17 protein-coding genes are annotated in these 20,715 nt (G+C 70.7%); 8 read left to right on the top strand and 9 right to left on the bottom strand.

Going from position 1 to position 20,715, the window contains the following annotated elements; translation table 11 throughout:
- Window positions 1-64: 64 nt before the first annotated feature.
- The 6 genes from PSESU_RS02345 to cysD all read right to left on the bottom strand — a co-directional run bounded on the left by PSESU_RS02345 (window position 65) and on the right by cysD (window position 9,135).
- The gene (locus PSESU_RS02345) at window positions 65-1,267 is read right to left on the bottom strand and encodes a DUF418 domain-containing protein (protein WP_013534161.1); all 1,203 of its coding nucleotides are present in this window, start codon (window positions 1,265-1,267) and stop codon (window positions 65-67) included.
- Between the two features lie 64 nt (window positions 1,268-1,331).
- Window positions 1,332-1,886 carry a GNAT family N-acetyltransferase gene (locus PSESU_RS02340; RefSeq protein WP_013534160.1) on the bottom strand — a complete coding sequence of 185 codons (555 nt, stop codon included), beginning with the start codon at window positions 1,884-1,886 and terminating at the stop codon, window positions 1,332-1,334.
- Window positions 1,879-5,013, bottom strand: a complete 3,135-nt coding sequence (locus PSESU_RS02335; protein WP_013534159.1) for an efflux RND transporter permease subunit — start codon at window positions 5,011-5,013, stop codon at window positions 1,879-1,881. Before PSESU_RS02335 ends, PSESU_RS02340 begins: the two co-directional genes overlap by 8 nt.
- Before the next feature lie 4 nt (window positions 5,014-5,017).
- A complete protein-coding gene (locus tag PSESU_RS02330) occupies window positions 5,018-6,151 on the bottom strand; it encodes an efflux RND transporter periplasmic adaptor subunit (protein ID WP_013534158.1) in 1,134 nt (377 codons plus the stop codon).
- A gap of 105 nt (window positions 6,152-6,256) precedes the next feature.
- Entirely contained in the window at window positions 6,257-8,224 is a 1,968-nt protein-coding gene (gene cysN / locus PSESU_RS02325; RefSeq protein ID WP_013534157.1) for a sulfate adenylyltransferase subunit CysN, read from the bottom strand.
- Window positions 8,224-9,135, bottom strand: coding sequence for a sulfate adenylyltransferase subunit CysD (cysD, locus tag PSESU_RS02320; protein WP_041764362.1), 912 nt, complete (start codon window positions 9,133-9,135; stop codon window positions 8,224-8,226). The genes cysN and cysD overlap by 1 nt, the downstream gene beginning before the upstream one ends.
- A gap of 235 nt (window positions 9,136-9,370) precedes the next feature.
- Here cysD and PSESU_RS02315 point away from each other — a divergent pair, with 235 nt between their 5' ends.
- The 3 genes from PSESU_RS02315 (at window position 9,371) to PSESU_RS02305 (ending at window position 13,802) form a co-directional block, all read left to right on the top strand.
- The gene (locus PSESU_RS02315) at window positions 9,371-11,224 is read left to right on the top strand and encodes an assimilatory sulfite reductase (NADPH) flavoprotein subunit (protein WP_013534155.1); all 1,854 of its coding nucleotides are present in this window, start codon (window positions 9,371-9,373) and stop codon (window positions 11,222-11,224) included.
- 77 nt (window positions 11,225-11,301) lie between these two features.
- Window positions 11,302-13,020 carry an assimilatory sulfite reductase (NADPH) hemoprotein subunit gene (gene cysI / locus PSESU_RS02310; protein WP_013534154.1) on the top strand — a complete coding sequence of 573 codons (1,719 nt, stop codon included), beginning with the start codon at window positions 11,302-11,304 and terminating at the stop codon, window positions 13,018-13,020.
- 41 nt (window positions 13,021-13,061) lie between these two features.
- Entirely contained in the window at window positions 13,062-13,802 is a 741-nt protein-coding gene (locus PSESU_RS02305) for a phosphoadenylyl-sulfate reductase (protein ID WP_013534153.1), read from the top strand.
- A 181-nt stretch (window positions 13,803-13,983) separates the two neighbouring features.
- Here the strand turns inward: PSESU_RS02305 and PSESU_RS02300 are convergent, their stop codons facing one another.
- Window positions 13,984-14,367 carry a DUF6165 family protein gene (locus PSESU_RS02300; protein WP_013534152.1) on the bottom strand — a complete coding sequence of 128 codons (384 nt, stop codon included), beginning with the start codon at window positions 14,365-14,367 and terminating at the stop codon, window positions 13,984-13,986.
- A gap of 162 nt (window positions 14,368-14,529) precedes the next feature.
- On the opposite strand from PSESU_RS02300, the gene PSESU_RS16080 reads away from it, so the two are divergent.
- Together PSESU_RS16080 and PSESU_RS02295 are read left to right on the top strand one after the other, a co-directional pair.
- Window positions 14,530-14,676: a hypothetical protein gene (locus PSESU_RS16080; RefSeq protein ID WP_013534151.1), complete on the top strand. Its 147-nt coding sequence runs from the start codon at window positions 14,530-14,532 to the stop codon at window positions 14,674-14,676.
- Complete coding sequence (locus tag PSESU_RS02295; RefSeq protein WP_013534150.1) at window positions 14,676-15,035, top strand: nuclear transport factor 2 family protein; 360 nt, start codon at window positions 14,676-14,678, stop codon at window positions 15,033-15,035. Before PSESU_RS16080 ends, PSESU_RS02295 begins: the two co-directional genes overlap by 1 nt.
- A 9-nt stretch (window positions 15,036-15,044) precedes the next feature.
- On the opposite strand, the gene PSESU_RS02290 is transcribed toward PSESU_RS02295, so the two are convergent.
- Entirely contained in the window at window positions 15,045-16,028 is a 984-nt protein-coding gene (locus PSESU_RS02290) for a LysR family transcriptional regulator (RefSeq protein ID WP_041763772.1), read from the bottom strand.
- A gap of 159 nt (window positions 16,029-16,187) precedes the next feature.
- On the opposite strand from PSESU_RS02290, the gene cobA reads away from it, so the two are divergent.
- Both cobA and cysK read left to right on the top strand, forming a co-directional pair.
- Window positions 16,188-17,021: a uroporphyrinogen-III C-methyltransferase gene (gene cobA / locus PSESU_RS02285; RefSeq protein ID WP_013534148.1), complete on the top strand. Its 834-nt coding sequence runs from the start codon at window positions 16,188-16,190 to the stop codon at window positions 17,019-17,021.
- 37 nt (window positions 17,022-17,058) lie between these two features.
- Window positions 17,059-18,018: a cysteine synthase A gene (cysK, locus tag PSESU_RS02280; protein WP_013534147.1), complete on the top strand. Its 960-nt coding sequence runs from the start codon at window positions 17,059-17,061 to the stop codon at window positions 18,016-18,018.
- Window positions 18,019-18,090: 72 nt separating this feature from the next.
- Here the strand turns inward: cysK and PSESU_RS02275 are convergent, their stop codons facing one another.
- On the bottom strand, window positions 18,091-19,602 hold the full coding sequence (locus PSESU_RS02275; RefSeq protein WP_013534146.1) for an acetyl-CoA hydrolase/transferase family protein: 1,512 nt from the start codon (window positions 19,600-19,602) through the stop codon (window positions 18,091-18,093).
- A gap of 408 nt (window positions 19,603-20,010) precedes the next feature.
- Here PSESU_RS02275 and ppa point away from each other — a divergent pair, with 408 nt between their 5' ends.
- Window positions 20,011-20,544 (top strand): inorganic diphosphatase, encoded by a 534-nt coding sequence (gene ppa, locus PSESU_RS02270; RefSeq protein ID WP_013534145.1) that lies wholly within the window; start codon window positions 20,011-20,013, stop codon window positions 20,542-20,544.
- Window positions 20,545-20,715 lie beyond the last annotated feature (171 nt).

Raw genomic sequence — 20,715 nt, 5'->3', positions numbered from 1 at the left:
GATAACCGCATACCGCCGCCACGCGCAGTGCCTTCCCGCACATGCGCGTCGCGTGGACCCTGGCTCAGGCCGGCGTGGTCGCGTGCCTGCGACGGAACGGCAGGCGCGGATCCAGCCAGGTAGCCGCGCGCCACAGCCATTCCAGCGGCCCGTACAGGAAGTGCCGGAACCAGAGATGGGCCAATGCCAGCTGCGCGGCGAAGGCGACCAGGCCCCAGGCCACCGCCTGCAGCTGGGTCATGCTGGCGTGCAGGCCCAGCCCGTAGCCGTAGAACACCGGCACGAACACCAGCGACTGGGCGACGTAGAGGCTCAGCGTCATCCGTCCCGCCGGGGCCAGCAGGCCCAGCAGCCGGCGCCCAGGGCCGTGGTACAGGGCGAGGAAGCCGAACAGCAGCACCGCCATCATCGCCAGGTCGAACAGGCTGCCGAGCATGGTCCAGACCCGGTCGCGCGGCATGGTCATGCCTGCGCCGGCCGGCACCAGCCCGGCCAGCGGGTCGCGCAGGTAGTGCAGCGCCACCGCGGCCGCCAGCGACAGCAGCAGCCCGCCGATGCGCATGCGTGCGAACGCCTCCGGCCGGGCGAAGAAGCCGGTCCGGCCCAGCACCATGCCCACCAGGGACAGACCGAGGATCTGGCTCAGGCGCCCGGAGCCGAACATGAAGGACCACTTCTGGCCGTGGCCTTCCACCACGTTGATCCGGATCGTGTCCCACAGGCTGCCGGACAGGTACAGCGGGTTGATGCGGATGTCCCAGTACGCCGGCGGGCGGTTGGCCCACTCCGTCCCGGCCAGTCCGGCCACCGCCTGCACCAGCATCAGCGGCTGCAGCAGCAGGACCACGGCCACCGACAGCAGCACCCGGTTGGAGCGGACGCGGTGGAACGGCAGCAGGAACAGGCCCATCACCGCCAGCACCTCGAGGATGTCGCCGCGGTACCACAGGCCGTGCAGCAGGCCCAGCGCACCCAGCAGCGCCAGTCGCCAGACGAAGCGGGCGCTGAAGTCCTGGCCGCGCCGTTCGCCGCCCTGCATCAGGATGAAGAAGCTGGTGCCGAAGCACAGCGCCATCAGGGCGAAGGCCTTGCCGGCCAGCAGCAGCCACACCGCGTCGTGCACGGCGAGCTGGAATGGATCGGTCACCGGCGCCAGCCAGTAGAGCTCGAACAGTTCCGGCATGTGCACCATGAACAGCCCGAACAGGGCGAAGCCCCTCAGCGCGTCCAGGTTCTCCAGTCGCGCGCCGCCTGCGTTGCCTGCCATTGCCGTCCTCCCCGGGTCCTGCCCATGGTGCCCGGACGGCGGCCGGCGCGGTAGCCGTGGCCAGTCAGTGGCCGGATGCCGCCTCGCCCCACAGCCGGGCGAACCAGTGCAGGTCGTGGAAGCGGCCGTCCTTGCATACCGCGGCGCGGGTCGTGCCCTCGGGCTGGAACCCGTTCTTCGCCAGCACCCGCACGGAAGCCGTGTTGCCGTCGAGGACGAAGGCCTCGACCCGTTGCAGGCCGAAAGCAGGCACGGCCGCGTCGAGGAACGCGCCGACGAGCCGGCTCATATGGCCACGGCCCCAGTGGCGCCGACCGAGCCAGTAGCCCAGCCGCGCCACGTGCTCGCGCTCGCCCTGTTGCGGCAGCAGGCCGATGCCGCCGCAGGCGCGCCCCTCCAGCTCGATCGCCCAGGCGGTGGACAGGTCCACCACCCGGCCGGAAAGGAAGGCCTCGCCGTCGGCCCGTCTGTACGGGTGCGGGAAGCGGTCGCTGAGGCCGCGCACCACCTGGGCGTCGTCGGCGTGCTCCAGCAGCGCGTCCAGGTCATCGATGCGCCAGGGACGCACGACGAAGCCCGCGCCCTCGACGCGCAGCGGCGTGCGCGCCGGCTCAGCCATGGCCGCCCACCGAAGGGGTTTCCGCCTCCAGCCGCGCCAGCTCCTGGGCCAGGGCCTCGGGCGAGCGGGTGAACGGCGCCAGCAGGGCGTAGAACGCGGGCACCACGTACAGCGACAGCAGGGTCGAGAACGACACGCCGAAGATGATCACGATGCCGATCGTGGCACGGCTGGCCGAGCCCGGCCCGCCGGCAACCACCAGCGGCACCGCGCCGACCACGGTGGCCACCGAGGTCATCAGGATCGGGCGCAGGCGCACCCTCGCCGCCTCGCCGATCGCGGCGGCCACGTCGCGGCCCTCGTCGCGCAGCTGGTTGGCGAACTCCACGATCAGGATGCCGTTCTTGGCCGCCAGGCCGATCAGCATGACGATGCCGATCTGGCTGAAGAGGTTGAGCGTGCCGCCGGTGACCCACAGGCCGATCAGCGCGCCCAGCACCGCCAGCGGCACGGTGAGCATGATCACCAGTGGATGCAGGAAGCTCTCGAACTGCGCCGCCAGCACCAGGTAGACCACCAGCAGGGCCATGGCGAAGGTCAGCAGCACCGCGCCGCCGGCCTCCTGGTACTCGCGCGACTCGCCCTTCCAGTCGACCTGGGCGTAGTCCGGCAGCTCCTCGGAAGCGACCTGGCGGGTCCACTCCAGCGCCTCGCCCATGCTGTAGCCCGGCGCCAGGCCGGCGCTGATGGTGATCGCGCGCAGGCGGTTGAAGCGGTTGAGGCTGCCCGGCTCGGCGACCTCGCGCAGGGTGACCAGGTTGGCCAACGGCACCAGTTCGCCGCTGTTGGCCCGCACCCAGGTGCGCTCCAGGTCGGATGGATCCATGCGCTTCTCGCGGTCGGCCTGGAGCATGACGTCGTACTCCTCGCCGTTGTCCACGTAGGTGGTGACCTGGCGCGAGCCCATCATGGTCTCCAGGGTGCGGCCGATCTCCTGCACCGCCACCCCGAGGTCGGCCGCGCGCTGGCGGTCGATCTCCACCCGCATCTGCGGCCGGGTCTCCTTGTAGTCCGAGTCGGGGTCCTGGATGCCGGGGTTGGACTCCATCCGCTCAAGGATGCGGTCGCGCCACTGCGCCAGTTCCGCGTAGTCCGGACCACCCAGCACCAGCTGGTAGCGCTGGCCGCGGGTGTTGACCAGGCCGCCCGGCACGTTGGCGCGCGCCTGCACGCCCGGCAGCACCGACAGCTCGCGGCGCAGCCCGGCCACCACCTCGTCGGTGCTGGCCTTGCGCTCGCGCCAGTCCTGCATGAACACCACCACGTGGCCGGTATGCATCTCCTCGCTGCCGCCGAAACCGCGCGGCACGCGCGAGTTCGCACGCTGCACCGGCTGGTCCCCGCCCACTTGGCGCAGGATGATGTCCTCGACCTGCCGCATCTGGCCCACGGTGTAGTCGAAACCGGCACCCTCGGGCGCGTCGACCATCACGAAGAAACGGCCGCGGTCCTCGGCCGGGGCCAGCTCGCTGGGCACGCGCAGGCCGAGCACGGCCACCGCCGCCGCGCACAGCGCCATCGCCAGCAGCAGCAGGCCCAGCAGCCGCCGCCCCGGCAGCCCGACCATGCGCGTGACCTGGCGGCCGTAGCCGTCGCTGATGCGGGTGAGCGAGCGCTGGATCCAGGCATTGAGACCGCGCGGGGCCGAATGCGGGCGCACCAGCTTGGAGGTCATCATCGGGGTCAGGGTCAGGGCCACGAAGGCCGAGATCGCCACCGCCGCCGCCAGCGCCACCGACAGTTCGCGGAACAGGCGGCCGGTATTGCCCTCCATGAAGCCCACCGGCAGGAACACCGCCACCAGCACCGCGGTGGTGGCGATCACCGCGAACGCCACCTGCGCGGTGCCGCGGCGCGCGGCCACCAGCGGCGGCTCGCCCAGGTCGGCGCGGCGCTGCACGTTCTCCAGCACCACGATGGCGTCGTCAACCACCAGGCCGATGCACAGCACCAGGGCCAGCAGGGTCAGCAGGTTGATCGAGAACCCGAACGCATAGAGCGCGATGAACGCGGCCACCAGGCATACCGGCACGGTCACCGCCGGGATCAGCGCCGCGCGCAGGCTGCCCAGGAACAGCCAGATCACGCCGAACACCAGGACCATGGCCTCGGCCAGGGTCCAGTACACGCGCTCGACCGAGGCCTCGATGAAGATGGTGCTGTCGTAGGCGACGAAGATGTCGGTGCCTTCCGGCAGGGTCTTCTGGATCACCTCGGCCTCGGCGCGCGCGGCGCGGGCCACGTCCAGGGCGTTGGCGGTGGAGGTGCGGACGATGCCCAGGCCGACGTTGGGCACGCCGTTGCTGCGCAGGTAGGAGCGGCGCTCCTCCGGGCCCAGCTCGACCCGGGCCACGTCGCCCAGGCGGACCACGTAACCGTCCGCGCCCTTGCGCAGGGGCAGGTTGGCGAACTGTTCCGGCGCACGGTAGCCGCGCTCCACGCGCAGGGTGAAGTCGCGGGTGGCCGACTCGATGCGCCCGGCCGGCAGCTCCACGTTCTCCGCGCGCAGGGCCGATTCCACGTCCCCGGCGGTGATCCCGCGCGCGGCCATGGCGTCGCGGTCCAGCCAGATGCGCATCGCGTAGCGCTGGCCACCGCCCAGCTGCACCCGGGCCACGCCGTCGAGCGCCGACAGCCGGTCGACCACGTAGCGGTCGGCGTAGTCGGTCAGCTCCATCGTGTCCATCACGGTGGAGCGCATGTTGAGCCAGATGATGACGTCTGCGTCGGCCTCGACCTTGGCGATCTCCGGCGGATCGGCCTCGTCGGGCAGGCGGTCCATCACCCGGCTGACGCGGTCGCGCACGTCGTTGGCCGCGGCCTCGATGTCGCGGGTGAGGTTGAACTCGATGGTGACGTCGGCGCGGCCGTTGCGGCTCTGCGACTGGATGGTGCGGATGCCCTCGATGCCGGCCAGGCCGTCCTCGAGGATCTGGGTGACCCGGGTCTCGACCACGGCGGCCGAGGCGCCCGGATAACGCACCTCCACCGAGACGATCGGCGGATCGATGTTGGGCAGCTCGCGCAGGGTCAGGCGCATGAACGACATCGCGCCCAGCACCACCAGCAGCAGGCTGACCACCACCGCGAACACGGGGCGCCGGATCGACAGGTCGGAGAGCTTCATCGGCTCAGCCCCGGTCGCCGTTGCCGGCGGCGCCGGGTTCGCCAGCGGGCGCAGCACCGGTGCCCGTGTCGCCCGTCCCCGCTTCCTCCGTCTGTTCCGGCGCCGGCGCCTTGGCCGCGTCGGCGACCTTCACGCCCGGACGCAGCTTGCCGGTGCCCTCGACCACGATGCGGTCGCCCGCGGCCAGGCCTTCGGTGATCTCGGCCAGGCCCTCGCGGCGCAGCCCGGTACGCACCGGCACCTGCGCCACCATGCCCTCGCCATCGACCCGGTACACGAAGGAGTCGCGGCCCGCCTGGACCACCGCCAGTTCCGGCACTACCAGCGCCTGGCGCGGCGGCTGGAACAGGCGAACGTCCAGCAGCATGCCGGGACGCAGCATCCCCTCCGGGTTGTCGAACGCGGCGCGCACGGTCACCGCGCGGGTCTGCGGGTCGATCCGCGCATCCACCGCCTGCACCTGGCCTTCGAATTCCCTCCCCGGCCAGGCCGCGCCGCTGGCGCTGACCGTGGCGCCGGTCGCGACCCGCGACAGCGCCGACTCCGGGACCTGGAAGTCCACGTAAACCTTTGAGATGTCGTCCAGGGTGGCGATGACCGCGTTCGGGGTCAGCAGCGCGCCCGGGCTGACCTGGCGGATGCCGAGCACGCCGGCGAACGGCGCACGCACCTGGCGGTCGCCGATGTCCGACTGCATCTGCCGCACCCGCGCCACCGCGGCGTCGCGGGTGGCGCGCTGGGTATCGAGGCTGGCGCGCGAGACCAGCTGCTGCCCGGCCAGGCTCTGCAGCCGGCGGAACTGCTGCTCGGCCTCGTCGGCCGCGGCCTGGGCCTCGAGCAGGGCGGCGCGCTGCGCGTCCACCCGCAGGGTCACCAGCGGCTGCCCGGCGGCGACCTTCTGGCCGCTGTCGAAATGCACCTGCTCGACGATCTCGCTGACCTTGGCGGTCAGGGTCACCGACTCGCGGGCGCGGACCGTGCCCAGGCCCTGCACGGTGTCGCTCCACGGTCGCGGCTGGACCACGGTGGTGGTCACCGGGATCGCAGCGGCAGCCGCGCGGGCGGCGGGCTCCTGGCGATCGCAGCCGGCAAGTGCCAGCAATCCGCACAGCACTACCGCCGGAACTCGTACCGCCATCGACCGCCTCGCTGGATTCATGCGCAAACCGGGGAGTTTAGCCAGCGCGCGTGAACGACTGTATGTGGCTTTGGTTGACGGTGGTCCCGGGAACTTGCGGCCTGCTCAGAGGTCCAGCGCGGCCAGCACCTGGGCGACCATGGCCTCCGGGTCGTCGCGGTCGGCGGCCAGGTGCACCTCCGGCTGCTCCGGCGCCTCGTAGGGGGAGTCGATGCCGGTGAAGTTCGGGATCAGGCCGGCGCGGGCCTTGCGGTACAGGCCCTTCACGTCGCGCGCCTCGGCCACCTCCAGCGGCACGTCGACGAACACCTCGACGAACTCGCCCGGGGCGAAGCGCTCGCGCGCCATCCGCCGCTCGGCGCGGAACGGGGAGATGAAGCTGACCAGCACGATCAGGCCGGCATCGGTCATCAGCTTCGCCACCTCGGCCACGCGGCGGATGTTCTCCACCCGGTCCTCGTCGGTGAAGCCGAGGTCGCGGTTGAGGCCGTGGCGGACGTTGTCGCCGTCCAGGACGAAGGTGTGGTAGCCCAGCGCGTGCAGGCGCTTGTCCACCAGGTTGGCCACGGTGGACTTGCCGGCGCCGGACAGGCCGGTGAACCACAGCACCTTCGGCACCTGGCCCTTGATCCGCGCACGCGCGGCCTTGTCCACGTCCAGGTGCTGCCAGTGCACGTTGTCGGCGCGGCGCAGGGCGAAGTCCAGGGTGCCGGCGGCGACGGTGTCGTTGTTCTGGCGGTCGATCAGGATGAATCCGCCAAGGGTGCGGTTCTCGGCGTAGGACGCGAACGGGATCGGCTCCTCCAGGCTGAGGTTGCAGTAGCCGACCTCGTTGAGCTCCAGGCGCTTGGCGGCCAGGTGCTCCTGGGTGTTCACGTCGACCCGGTGCTTGATCTCGCTGACGCTGGCGGCAACGGTGCGGGTGCCGATCTTCAGCCAGTACGGGCGGCCGGGCAGCAGCGGCGCATCGCTCATCCACAGCACGTGGGCGGCGAACTGGTCGGCCACCGCGGGCGGATCGCCGGCGGCGGCGATCAGGTCGCCGCGGCTGACGTCGATCTCGTCGGCCAGGGTCAGGGTCACCGCCTGGCCGGCGCCCGCGCGTTCCAGCGGGCCGTCCGGGCCAAGCACCTGGGCGATGGTGGAGCGTCGCGCCGAGGGCAGCACCACCACCGGGTCGCCGGGACGCGCCACGCCGGCGGCGATCGTGCCGGCGAAGCCGCGGAAATCCTGGTTGGGCCGGTTGACCCACTGCACCGGCAGGCGCAGCCCGGTGCGGGCCTGGCCGTCCTCGACCTCGACCGACTCCAGGTGCTGGAGCAGCGCCGGGCCGTCGTACCACGGCGTGTTCGGCGAGCGCTGCAGCAGGTTGTCGCCCTCCAGCGCCGACAGCGGGATCACCTGCACGTCGGGGATGCCCAGCTGCGCGGCCAGCGCGCGGTAGCCAGTGGCGATCTGCTCGAACACGGCGCGGTCGTAACCGACCAGGTCCATCTTGTTCACCGCCAGCACCACGTGGCGGATGCCCAGCAGCGAGGAAACGATATAACTGTGGCGGCGGGTCTGCGCCAGCAGGCCCTTGCGCGCGTCCACCAGCACCACGGCCAGGTCGGCGGTGGAGGCGCCGGTGGCCATGTTGCGGGTGTACTGCTCGTGGCCCGGGCAGTCGGCGACGATGAACTTGCGCTTCTCGGTATCGAAGTAGCGGTAGGCCACGTCGATGGTGATGCCCTGCTCGCGCTCGGCGGCCAGGCCATCGAGCAGCAGCGCGTAGTCGATGCGCTCGCCCTGGGTGCCGTGGCGGCGGCTGTCGGCCTCCAATGCCGCCAGCTGGTCGTCGAACAGGCGCTTGCTCTCGTACAGCAGGCGCCCGATCAGGGTGCTCTTGCCGTCGTCCACGCTGCCGCAGGTGATGAAGCGCAGCAGCGGCTTGCTTTCGTGCTGGCGCAGGTAGGCGCTTACGGCGCTATCCGCACCGTCATTGGTGATCGGTGATTCGTGATTGGAAGAAGCAACGGCGGTGGCCTGCCCCTTCGAATCACCAATCACGAATGACGAATCACTGCTGCCCATCAGAAATACCCCTCGAGCTTCTTCTTCTCCATCGACGCGGTCGGGTCGTGGTCGATGACCCGGCCCTGGCGCTCGGAGGTGGTGGCAACCAGCATCTCGGCGATGATCGCCTCCAGGCTGTCGGCCTCCGATTCGATCGCGCCGGTCAGCGGATAGCAGCCGAGGGTGCGAAAGCGGACCTTGCGCAGCTGCGGCACCTCGCCCGGCCGCAGCGGCAGGCGCTCGTCGTCGACCATGATCAGGGCGCCGTCGCGCTCCACCACCGGGCGCTCGGCGGCCAGGTACAGCGGCACCACCGGGATCTTCTCGCGGTAGATGTAGAGCCACACGTCCAGCTCGGTCCAGTTGGACAGCGGGAACGCGCGCACGCTCTCGCCGGTGCGGATGCGGGCGTTGTACAGGTTCCACAGCTCCGGGCGCTGGCGCTTGGGGTCCCAGCGGTGGTGCTCGTTGCGGAAGGACAATACCCGCTCCTTGGCGCGCGATTTCTCCTCGTCGCGGCGCGCACCGCCGATGGCGGCGTCGAACTTCCACTTGTCCAGCGCCTGCTTGAGGCCCTGGGTCTTCATCACGTCGGTATGCACGGTGGCGCCGTGGCTGACCGGGCCGATGCCCTGGGCGACGCCGTCGGGATTGATGTGCACCCGCAGCTCGACCCCGGTCTCGGCCGCGCGCCGGTCGCGGAAGGCGATCATCTCGCGGAACTTCCAGCGCGTATCCACGTGCAGCAGCGGGATCGGCGGTGGCGCCGGCGCGAAGGCCTTCAGCAGCAGGTGCAGCAGCACCGAGCTGTCCTTGCCCACCGAATACAGCAGCACCGGGTTGCGGAACTCGGCCGCCACCTCGCGCAGGATATGGATGCTCTCCGCCTCAAGGCGGTCGAGATGGGACAGGCGGTGGGAGAGGCTCATCGGCAGCTGGGAAGTGGGCGGTCCGGGCAGGCCGCCGGCGGCGACGCGTGCCATACCACCCCGCACGGCGTGCAGGGCGGGACACGGTGGAGGCGCAGTATCCGCACGCGCAGCCCGGCGCTTGAAATAAGCGGGAAGCATAAGCCAATAACCACAGGCCGTTTCAGATACAGGAAGAGGGTTCCTACCATCGGTCCTCCGTCGAGTTGCGACGTCGAACCCCAAGGCCCTTGCGATGACCGCTGCGTCCCCCGCCTTTTCCCCCGGCCCGCTGGACGAGGACCGCAAGGTCCTGCTCGCGCGCCTGGTCGATGGGCTGGATGCGCCCTCGCTGTGGTGGGTGTCCGGCTACGCCGCCGGCCTGGCCCAGGGCCAGGGCGCGCCGCAGCTGGCCGTGCTGGCGGGTGGCGGCCCGGGTGCGGCGGCGCAGGCCGGCCAGCGCCTGACCGTGCTCTACGGCAGCCAGACCGGCAATGCCCGCCGCGAGGCGGAGAAGCTGGCCCAGGCCGCCGAGGCCGCGGGCCTGTCGGTGCGCCTGGTCCGCACCGACAGCTACCCGACCCGCGAGCTGGCCGGCGAGCGCCTGCTCTATATCGTCATCAGCACCCAGGGCGAGGGCGATCCGCCGGACGACGCGATTGGTTTCACCGAATTCCTTTCCGGCAAGCGCGCGCCGAAGCTGCCCGAACTGAAGTACGCAGTGCTGGGCCTGGGCGATACCAGCTACGCCGACTTCTGCGGCATCGCCCGCAAGCTGGACGCGCGCCTGGCCGAACTGGGCGCGCAGCGCATCCACGACCTGGGCCAGGCCGACCTGGACATCGACACCGTCGCCGCGCCCTGGCGCGAGGCGGCGCTGGCCAAGGCCGGCGAGCTGCTGCGCGCGTCGGCCCCGGCCACCGGCGGCCACCTGGCCACGGTCACCCCGCTGCGCCCGGCCGCCAGCTGGTCGCACGAGCGCCCGTTCCCGGCCGAGGTGCTGGCCAACCAGCAGATCACCGGCCGCGAGTTCCGTGGTACCGGCTTCCAGAAGTACGCCCCGGTGGAGAAGGACGTCCGCCATGTCGAGCTGTCGCTGGAAGGCTCGGGCCTGGCCTACGAGCCGGGCGATGCCCTGGGCATCCGCCATCGCAACCCCGAATCCCTGGTGGCGTCGGTGCTCGAGGCCAGCCGCCTCGACGGTAACGCGGCCGTCACCATCGGAGAGGAGACTCTACCCCTGCACGAGTGGCTGGCCACCCGGCGCGAACTGACCCGTCTTTCGCGACCGTTCCTGGCCGCGCACGCCGAGCGCTCCGGCGCCGCGTCGCTGCAGCAGCTGCTCGACCCGACCCAGCCTGCCGGCCTGGCGGCGTTGCTTGCGGACCACCAGCTGGTGGACGTGCTGCGTCGCTGGCCGGCGGATTGGGACCACCAGGCCCTGCTGGCCGCGCTGCGGCCGCAGGCGCAGCGCCTGTACTCGATCGCCTCCAGCCGCAAGCGCGTGGGCGAGGAAGCGCACCTGACGGTGGACGTGCTGCGCTACCAGGCCCACGGCCAGCCGCACCTGGGCGCCGCCAGCGCGTTCCTGGCCGCGCTGGAGGAAGGCGCCCAGGTACCGGTCTACATCGAGCCCAACGAGCGCTTCCGCGTTCCGGCCGACGCCAGCCGCGACATCATCATGGTCGGCCCGGGCACCGGCGTGGCCCCGTTCCGCGGCTTCGTCCAGGAGCGCGCCGAAACCGGCGCCGGCGGCCGCAACTGGCTGTTCTTCGGCACCCAGCACTTCAACACCGGCTTCCTTTACCAGGTCGAGTGGCAGGAGGCCCTGCAGCGCAAGGAACTGCACCGCCTCGACCTGGCCTTCTCCCGCGACCAGCCGCGCAAGGTCTACGTCCAGGACCGGCTGCGCGAGCGCGGCGCCGAGGTCTACGCCTGGCTGCAGGAAGGCGCGCACTTCTACGTCTGCGGCGCGATCGCCATGGGCAAGGACGTGCACGCGGCGCTGCTGGACATCGTGGCCGCGCACAACGGCGGCGATCGCGAGGCGGCTGCCGAATACCTCACCACGCTGCAGGCCGAAGGGCGCTACGCCCGCGACGTCTACTGACCCGGTCCGGTCCAACGGAAGCACGTCCCCCAATCCCCAATCCCCAATCCCGAATCCCGAATCCCGAATCCCGACCAATGAGCCATCCCTCCGTCGAAGACATCAAGATCAACAGCCGCGGCCTGCGGGGCACGCTGCTGGAGGGACTGGCCGATCCGGTCACCGGTTCGCTGTCCTTCGAGGACCAGCGCCTGGTCAAGTTCCACGGCACCTACCAGCAGGACGACCGCGACATCCGCGACGAACGCCGCCGGCAGAAGCTGGAGCCGGCGCACCAGTTCATGATCCGGATCCGTGCACCGGGCGGGGTGTTCACCCCCGAGCAGTGGCTCAGGATGGACGCCATCGCCACCCGCTTCGCCAACCATTCGCTGCGCATCACCACCCGCCAGACCTTCCAGTTCCACGGCGTGGTCAAGCGCGAGCTGAAGGCAACCATGCAGGCGATCAACGCCGCGGCGATGGACACCATCTCCGCCTGCGGCGACGTCAACCGCAACGTGCTCGGCTGCAGCAATCCGCTGCTGTCGGGCCTGCACGCCCAGGTGCACGAGTGGGCGCAGAAGCTGTCGCTGGAGTTCCTGCCGAAGACCCGCGCCTACTACGAGATCTGGCTGGACCAGGAGAAGCTGGCCGACAGCGGGCAGGAAGAGGACCCGGTGTACGGCACCACCTACCTGCCGCGCAAGTTCAAGATGGCCATCGCCGTGCCGCCGGTGAACGACGTGGACGTGTTCGCCAACGACTTCGGCCTGATCGCCATCGATGACGGCGCCGGCGGCCTGGCCGGCTTCAACGTCGCCATCGGCGGCGGCATGGGCGCGAGCCACGGCGACCCGAAGACCTATCCGCGCCTGGGCAACGTGATCGGCTTCGTCGCCCCGGAGCAGGTGATCGACATCGCCCGCGCCGCGGTGGTGGTGCAGCGCGACCTCGGCGACCGGGTCGAGCGCAAGCACGCGCGCTTCAAGTACACCATCGACGACAACGGCCTGGAGGCCATCGTCGCACGCATGGAGGCGCTGGCCGGCTTCCGCCTGCAGCCGGCGCGCCCGTTCCACTTCGAGCACAACGGCGACCGCTTCGGCTGGATCGAGGGCGAGGACGGGCGCTGGCACCTGACCTTGTCGATCCCGTCCGGCCGCATCGCTGACCGCCCCGGTGCGCCGCACCTGACCGGGCTGCGCGAGATCGCCAACGTCCATCGCGGGGAGTTCCGCCTGACGTCCAACCAGAACCTGGTCATCGCCAACGTGCCGGCCGGCGAGCGCAAGCGCATCGACACACTGGTACGCGACCATGGGCTGGACCTGGAGAACCGCGCCCCGACCGCGCTGCAGCGCACCGCGATGGCCTGCGTCGCCCTGCCCACCTGCGCCCTGGCCATGGCCGAGGCCGAGCGCTACCTGCCCGGTTTCGCCGGCAAGCTGCAGCCGATCCTGGAGAAGCATGGCCTGGCCGAGGCGCCGATCCTGCTACGCATCTCCGGCTGCCCGAACGGCTGCTCGCGTCCCTACCTGGGCGAGATCGCCCTGGTCGGCAAGGCCCCGGGCCGCTACAACCTGATGCTTGGCGCCGACCATCGCGGCCAGCGGCTCAACACGCTCTACCGCGAGAACATCACCGAGGCGCAGATCCTCGAGGAGCTGGAGCCGCTGCTGGCCCGCTACGCGGCCGAGCGCCAGCCGGAGGAGCGCTTCGGCGACTTCCTGCACCGCGCCGGTCTGGTCGCCCTGCCCCCGTATCCCACCCATGTCCAGGTCGGACCGGCCGAGGCCGAAGCCGTACCCGCCTGACCTCTTGCCTGACCCCGTCGTATCCGGACCGGAGCGTCCCCATGAGCCTCAACGCCGCCACCTCCCACGAAGCCGCCAACAGCGACGCCCACGCAGCGCTGGACCTTGATGCGCTCAACCCCCGGCTCGAGGCGATGGATGCCGAGGCGCGCGTGGTCTGGGCGCTCGAGCACGGTCCGGGCACGCACGTGCTGTCCTCCAGCTTCGGCGCCCAGGCAGCGGTGGCCCTGCACATGCTCACCGTGCAGAAGCCGGACATCCCGGTGATCCTGGTCGATACCGGCTACCTGTTCCCGGAAACCTACCGCTTCGCCGACGAGCTGACCGAGCGCCTGCAGCTCAACCTCAAGGTCTACCGCCCGCTGGTCAGCCGCGCGTGGATGGAAGCCCGCCACGGCCGCTTGTGGGAACAGGGCGTAGAAGGCCTGGACAACTACAACCAGCTGCGCAAGGTCGAGCCGATGCGCCGTGCCCTGGACGACCTCGGCGCCGGCACCTGGTTCACCGGCCTGCGCCGCAGCCAGTCGGCCAGCCGCGCCAATACCCCGATCCTGCAGATGCGCGGCAACCGCCTGAAGGTCAGCCCGATCGCGGACTGGAGCGACCGCGACGTGTGGCAGTACCTGAAGAAGCACGACCTGCCCTACCACCCGCTGTGGCACGAAGGCTATGTCTCGATTGGCGACTTCCACACCACCAAGCGCTGGGAGCCCGGCATGAAGGACGAGGAAACCCGCTTCTTCGGCCTCAAGCGCGAGTGCGGGATCCACGAGGATATCTGAGCAATGGAGTAGCTCCTCTCCCTGCGGAAGAGGGTCGGGGGAGAGGATCGGGCGGCTGCACAGCTGCGCGCCGATCCGGTTGGCACCTCAGCCCCCCGCGCCAGCGCGAGGGCGCGCAGGGGAGCGCGAACCGGTGAGATGCAAACGCTCCCTCTTTGCCCCATGAGGCGAGGGGCACCGCTCAGCGGTACTGCTTTTCCTCGATGAACTGCGAGCCGGCCAGCCGGTTGATGTCGTTCTTGTAGCCGACGCGCTCGCCGTTGTGGGCGGCGACCGCGCGCGCCAGTCCGACGAATTCCGGACCGAAGTCCTGCGCGGCTTCCTTCGCGCGCAGCGCGTCCTGCACGTCCCACATGCGCTCGTTGACGTCGCGCAGCTTCAGCTTCAGCGCGTCCAGCTCCGGCGAGCCGGCGCCGGTCTTCTCCCACAGCGGCAGCAGGCCCTCCAGCTCGCGCACGACGTTGGCGCGCTTGCCCGCATCGTCGATGCGCTCGGCCTTGATCTCCAGGATCGTGATCTTGTCGACGAGCTCCCCGACCGAGACGGGGACCATGATGGTGTTCATGCGGCTTCTGCTGGCGGTGGGGCGGCCAGTTTACCGGAGGGTCGCGACGGGCCGCGGGTAACCGCCCCGAAAAAACCTGCGAGCACCGCCAGCCGGGCGCCACACGGCGTCCACCGTTGCCGGCGCAGACTGCCGGCGACCTGGATACCCGGCGGAGGCGACATGGCACGCGAGCACGGCGGGAAAGGCATTTCCCTCGCTACCGGCATCGCCCTGGGCATCGCCCTGTCGCTGGCGACTTCGGGCAGGCGCAGCAGACCGGGTGACGACGCGGAAGCCGGCGATAACCGCGACGACGGGAAGTCCTGATGGCCAGCCTGTCTCCGCATCCGCTGTGGCGCATGGAACAGCAGTTCTGGCTGGGCGACGCCGCGTTCCATGCGCAGCACCTGGCACCCGGGGCGCTCATGGTGCTGCCGCCACCGGTCGGCGTGCTCGATCGCGCGGGCACCCTCGCCTCGATCCGCGGGGTCCCGCGCTGGGAAACGGTCCGCTTCGACGACCAGGTGCTTGCCGACGACGGCACCGGGGTGGTGGTACTGGCCTACCGCGCCCACGCCTCGCGTGGCGCGCCGGGTGGCGCGTACGCCGCGCTGTGCAGTTCCACCTACGTGCGCCACCAGGACCAGTGGCTGCTGGCCCTGCATCACCAGACGCCATTGCCCTGAGGGCGCGGCTCAGCTTGTGATCGTCTGGGTCAGGGATTCCCAGGTCGGCGGCACCGGCCAGTCGGGATCCTGGTTGCCGTCCAGCACCCGGCGCAGGTCGCGCTTGTCGATCTGCGGGGCCAGCACGTGGACCAGCTCCAGCGCGTAGTCGCGCAGCACGCGCTCGCGCGGCAGCACCGCCCAGGCGATGCACTCGCTGATTTCAGGCGGCGCCGGCCAGCCGCGCAGGTCGGTGTCGCCCAGGCTGACCGCCATCTCCGCCAGCAGGCCCACGCCCAGGCCGGCGCGCACGTAGGTCTTGATCAGGTCGGCATCCAGCGCGGTCAGGGCCAGGTTGGGCTCCAGCCCCACCGAATGGAACGCACGCTGCAGCGAGGATTCCGGGCGCACCGAGGACTCGTAGCTGATCAGCGGATGCTGCGAGAGCTCGTTGATGTCCGGCGCGCGCCCCGCGCGGTCCAGCGGATGGCCGCGCGGTACCAGCGCCAGCCGGCGCCAGCGGTACAGCGGCACCGCCACGCCGCCCTGCGGCTCGCCGCCTGCGGTGCTGACCACGGCCATGTCGGCATCGCCCTGGCTGAGCAGGTCCAGGGCCACGCCCTCGGCGGCCTGCTGCAGGTGCACGCTCACCTGGGGGAAATCCCGCTTGATCCGCGCGATCGCCGGCGGCAGCACGAAGCGCGACTGGGTGTGCGTGGTGATGATGGTCAGCTGGCCCTGGTTGTCACGGCGCTGGTTGGCGGCGTAGGCGCGGATGTTGGCGGTCTCGGCCAGGATCACCCGCGCGCGCTCCAGCACCTCGGCGCCGGCGGGCGTGATCGCCTCCAGGCTGCGGCCCTTGCGCACGAACAGCAGGAAACCCAGCTCGTCCTCCAGCTGCTTGAGCTGCTTGGACAGGCCCGGCTGGGTGGCGTGCACGCGCGCGGCGGCCAGGGTGATGTTCAGCCCGGCGTCGGCGATGGCAACCAGATAGCGCAGCTGGGTGAGCGTCATGGCGCGGGGTCCGGCGGTGGCGTGGCGGGTCTCAACGGACTGTAGGGCAATCCGGCTCACGCTCTTATAACCCGAAAGCATGAGCATTGGGCCCCAAGTTATTTCCGCCTGTTATGAGGCCGGCGTACGGTCGGCTTCCCATCCTGCGAGGCCTCCGCCGTGAGCCTGCCGACCAGCGCCGCCGCCCCCGCTTCCGGCTCGAACCTGGCCCTGGCCCCGGGCAGCGTCACCCTGGTCGGCGCCGGCCCGGGCGATCCGGGCCTGCTGACCCTGCATGCGCTGCGCGCGCTGGAGGCGGCCGAGGTGGTGCTGTACGACCGCCTGGTCGGCCCCGGCGTGCTGGCCCTGGCCAACCCGCAGGCGCTGCTGGTCGAGGTCGGCAAGTCGGCAGGCAACCACAGCATGCCGCAGGAGGACATCCACGCCCTGATGCTGCGCCATGCCCGCGGCGGCCAGCGCGTGGTCCGGCTCAAGGGCGGCGACCCGTTCGTGTTCGGCCGCGGCGGCGAGGAGCTGGAGTTCCTGCGCAGCCATGGCATCCCGTTCCAGGTGGTGCCGGGCATCACCGCCGCAGCGGCCTGCGCCGCCTACTCCGGCATTCCCCTCACCCATCGCGACCACGCCCAGTCGCTGCGCCTGGTCACCGCGCACTGCCGCGACTCGGTCGACGCCGTGGACTGGGAATCGCTGGCGCAGGAGCGCCAGACCCTGGCCGTGTACATGGGCGTGGCCGCGCTGGAACAGCTGCAGCAGCGCCTGCTGGCCGCAGGCCGGGCCCCGTCCACCCCGTTCGCCCTGGTCGAGAACGGCTCGCGCCCGGAGCAGCGGGTGGTCAGCGGCACCCTGGCCGGGCTCGCGCAGATCGCACGGGCGCATGCGGTGGGTTCACCGGCGTTGCTGATACTCGGCGAGGTCGCCGCGCTGGCCGGCCAGCTGCACTGGTACGGCGCCCCACCGCTGGGCGCGCCCGCGGCACTGGCCCGCGCCGCCTGATCCCCACACCCCCATCCCAACGACAACGGAAGCCTCCATGGCCATCTACGACAGCATCCTGGACACCATCGGCCGCACTCCGGTCGTCCGCCTCAACCGCATCGCGCCCCAGGGCGTGGAGCTCTACGCCAAGGTCGAGGCCTTCAACCCGGCCGGTTCGGTCAAGGACCGCCTGGCCCTGGCGATCGTGCTCGACGCCGAGGCCAAGGGCCTGCTCAAGCCCGGAGACACCATCGTCGAGGCCACTTCCGGCAACACCGGCGTGGCGTTGGCGGCGGTGGCCGCGGCGCGCGGCTACAAGTTCGTGGCGACCATGGTCGAGACCTTCTCGATCGAGCGCCGCAAGCTGATCCGCGCCTACGGCGGCAAGGTGATCCTGACCCCGGCGGCCGAGCGCGGCACCGGCATGGTGCGCAAGGCCGAGGAGCTGGCGAAGAAGCACGGCTGGTTCCTGGCCCGCCAGTTCGAGAACCCGGCCAACCCGGCCTACCACCGCCAGACCACCGCCGCCGAGATCCTGCGCGACTTCGCCGGCCGCCGCCTCGACCACTTCGTCAGCGGCTGGGGCACCGGCGGCACCCTGACCGGCGTGGGCGAGGTCCTGCGCGTGGCCCGCCCGGAGGTGAAGATCACCGCCGCCGAGCCGGCCAACGCCTCGCTGCTGGCCGGCAACGAGTGGAAGCCGCACAAGGTCCAGGGCTGGACCCCGGACTTCGTGCCGGCGGTGCTCAACCGCGACGTGGCCGACAGCATCCTCGGCGTGAGCGACGAGGACGCGATCGCCACCGCCCGCCGCCTGGCCGCCGAGGAAGGCATCTTCGTTGGCATCTCCGCCGGCGCCACCGTGGCCGCCGCGCTGAAGGTCGCCGCCGATGCGCCGGAGGGCTCGGTCTTGCTGGCCATGCTGCCGGATACCGGCGAGCGCTACTTCTCGACCCCGCTGTTCGAAGGCGTCAACGAAGGTTCGGACGACGAGTGGCTGGAGTCGCTGGGCTGATTCGGCTGAAGCGCTGGAAGAAGAAGGGCGGCCTCCTGGCCGCCCTTCTCGTTACCCCGGAACGAAGGCCGCTCAGGCCTTCATCGTCCCCGTCTCCAGGAACCGCTGGTGCCAGGACAGCGCCTCGGCCAGCAGGTGCGGGGTATGCCGGCCCTTGCTGTCGCGCAGGGCGCGGTCGTAGTAGTCCTGCAGCATCGGCCGGTAGTCCGGGTGCGCGCAGTTGTTGATGATCGCCCGCGCGCGCTGCTTGGGCGAAAGCCCGCGCAGGTCGGCCAGGCCCTGCTCGCTGACCAGCACTGCCACGTCGTGCTCGGTGTGGTCGACGTGGCTGACCATTGGCACGAAGGCCGAGATCGCCCCGTTCTTGGCCGTGCTCGGGCTCAGGAAGCAGGACATGAAGCCGTTGCGGGCGAAGTCGCCGGAGCCGCCGATGCCGTTGATGATGCTGGTGCCGCAAACGTGGGTGGAGTTCACGTTGCCGTAGAGGTCGGCCTCGACCATGCCGTTCATGCCGATCACGCCAAGGCGGCGCACCAGCTCGGCGTGGTTGGAGATCTCCTGCGGCCGCAGCACGATCTTCTCGCGGTACAGGTCGATGTTGCGCGCGAACTCCTCCACGCCCTCGGGGCTGAGCGAGAACGAGGTGGCCGAGGCCATGTCGATCGTGCCGTTGCCGATCAGGTCGAGCATGCCGTCCTGGATCACCTCGGTGAACGCGGTGAGTCCGCGGAACCCGCCCTCGTGCAGGCCGGCCAGCACCGCGTTGGCGATGTTGCCCACGCCCGACTGCAGCGGCAGCAGCTGCTCGCCCAGGCGTCCGGCCCTGATCTCGTGGCGGAAGAACTCGACCAGGTGGCCGGCGATGGAACGGGACACCTCGTCGATCGGGGCGAAGCGGCCGATGCGGTCCGGCGCGTCGCTCTCGACCACCGCCACCACCTTGTCCAGGTCCACCTTCAGGTAGGGCTCGCCGATGCGGTCGCCCGGGTGGGCCAGCGGGATCGGCTTGCGGTGCGGCGGCTTGGCCGTGCCGTAGTAGACGTCGTGCATGCCTTCCATCGCACGCGGCTGGCGATGGTTGACCTCGATGATCACCTTGTCGGCCAGGTCCAGCCAGGTCTTGTTGTTGCCCACCGAGGTGGAGGGCACCAGGCGGCCGTCGGGCAGGATCGCGGTGACCTCGACGATGGCCAGGTCGATGCGGCCGAGGAAGCCGAACAGCGCATGCTGGGCGACGTGTCCCAGGTGGATGTCCATGTACTCGATCTGGCCGCCGTTGATGCGCCCGCGCAGCTCCGGATCGGACTGGTATGGCAGGCGGAACTCGATGCCGCCGGCACGCGCCAGCACGCCGTCCAGCTCGGGCGCGGTGGAGGCGCCGGTCAGGATGCGGATGGCGAACTGCTCGCCGCGCTCGCGGGCGGCCTCGATCCGCGAGGCCAGTGCCTTGGGCACGGCCTTGGGATAGCCGGCACCGGTGAAGCCACTCATGCCCACGGCCATGCCGGGCTGGATCAGGGCAGCGGCCTGCTCAGCCGACACCAGCCTGGAGGCCAGGCCGGCGTGGGCAATGCGCTCGTTCATGATGCGGGGTCCAACGTCGGGGGAGAAACGCCCGATTTTAGCCGCCCCCACCGGCCTGCCCGGCCCGGCCGGGCATCCCCCGGATCGGCTTTTCGGCTAATTGCACGCCGGCGCGGGCTGTGCGCAAAGTGCCGATACGTGATCCAGGGCACGGCGCGGCCCGCTCCCGGACAGGACGCGCTGCCGGCGGCCAAGGCGGAAGCCCCGCCCCGGAAGGCTTTCCGCCCATCCGGGCCCTTTTCGCAGCGGCAGCCGGCCGGCCAGGCGCCGCTGGACCGACAGGGCGCTCTACCCGGAACGACCGCCTCCGCCCCGGCCCGCTCCCCGCCTGCCATTACTCGTTGTGCAATGCAATACAGCAGCGCGTAAAATGGCCGGCTTCAACCAACCGATGGAATGGAGTCACTGATGGGCCTCGACCAGGTCAATTCCGGACGCAACCCGCCCGAGGAAATCAACGTCGTCATCGAGATCCCGAAGGACTCCGAGCCGGTCAAGTACGAAGTGGACAAGGAAAGCGGCGCCATCTTCGTCGACCGCATCCTCTCCACCCCGATGCGCTACCCCTGCAACTACGGCTACGTGCCGGACACCCTGTGCGGCGACGGCGACCCGGCCGACGTGCTGGTGGTGCTGCCGCTGCCGCTGGTCCCGGGTTCGGTCGTGCGCTGCCGCCCGGTCGGCGTGCTGAAGATGAGCGACGAGGCCGGTTCCGACGAGAAGATCCTGGCCGTGCCGGTGTCCAAGGTGTTCGCCGGCTACGCCCACGTCGAGGACATCAACCAGGTGTCCAGCCACTGGCTGGAGCGCATCGGCCACTTCTTCGAGCACTACAAGGACCTGGAGAAGGGCAAGTGGGTCAAGGTCGACGGCTGGGGCGACGCCGCCGAGGCCAAGAAGATCCTCGTCGAGTCGATCGAGCGCTGCCAGGCCAAGGCCTGAGCGACGCGGATGCGGCCGCCATGGCCGCATCCTCCCGCGCCGGCGCGATGCCGGCGCCCCCGGACCGCCAAATGCGGCACACTTCCGTGCACGGCCGTGCATGGGGTGCCGGCAAACGCTGAAGATTCCTGTCCGGATATCCGATACCGTGCAGGTGGCGCGGGCACCCCG

Source organism: Pseudoxanthomonas suwonensis 11-1 (assembly GCF_000185965.1).
GTDB classification, from domain to species: domain Bacteria; phylum Pseudomonadota; class Gammaproteobacteria; order Xanthomonadales; family Xanthomonadaceae; genus Pseudoxanthomonas; species Pseudoxanthomonas suwonensis_A.
This window is presented reverse-complemented; position numbering and strand designations above follow the sequence as displayed.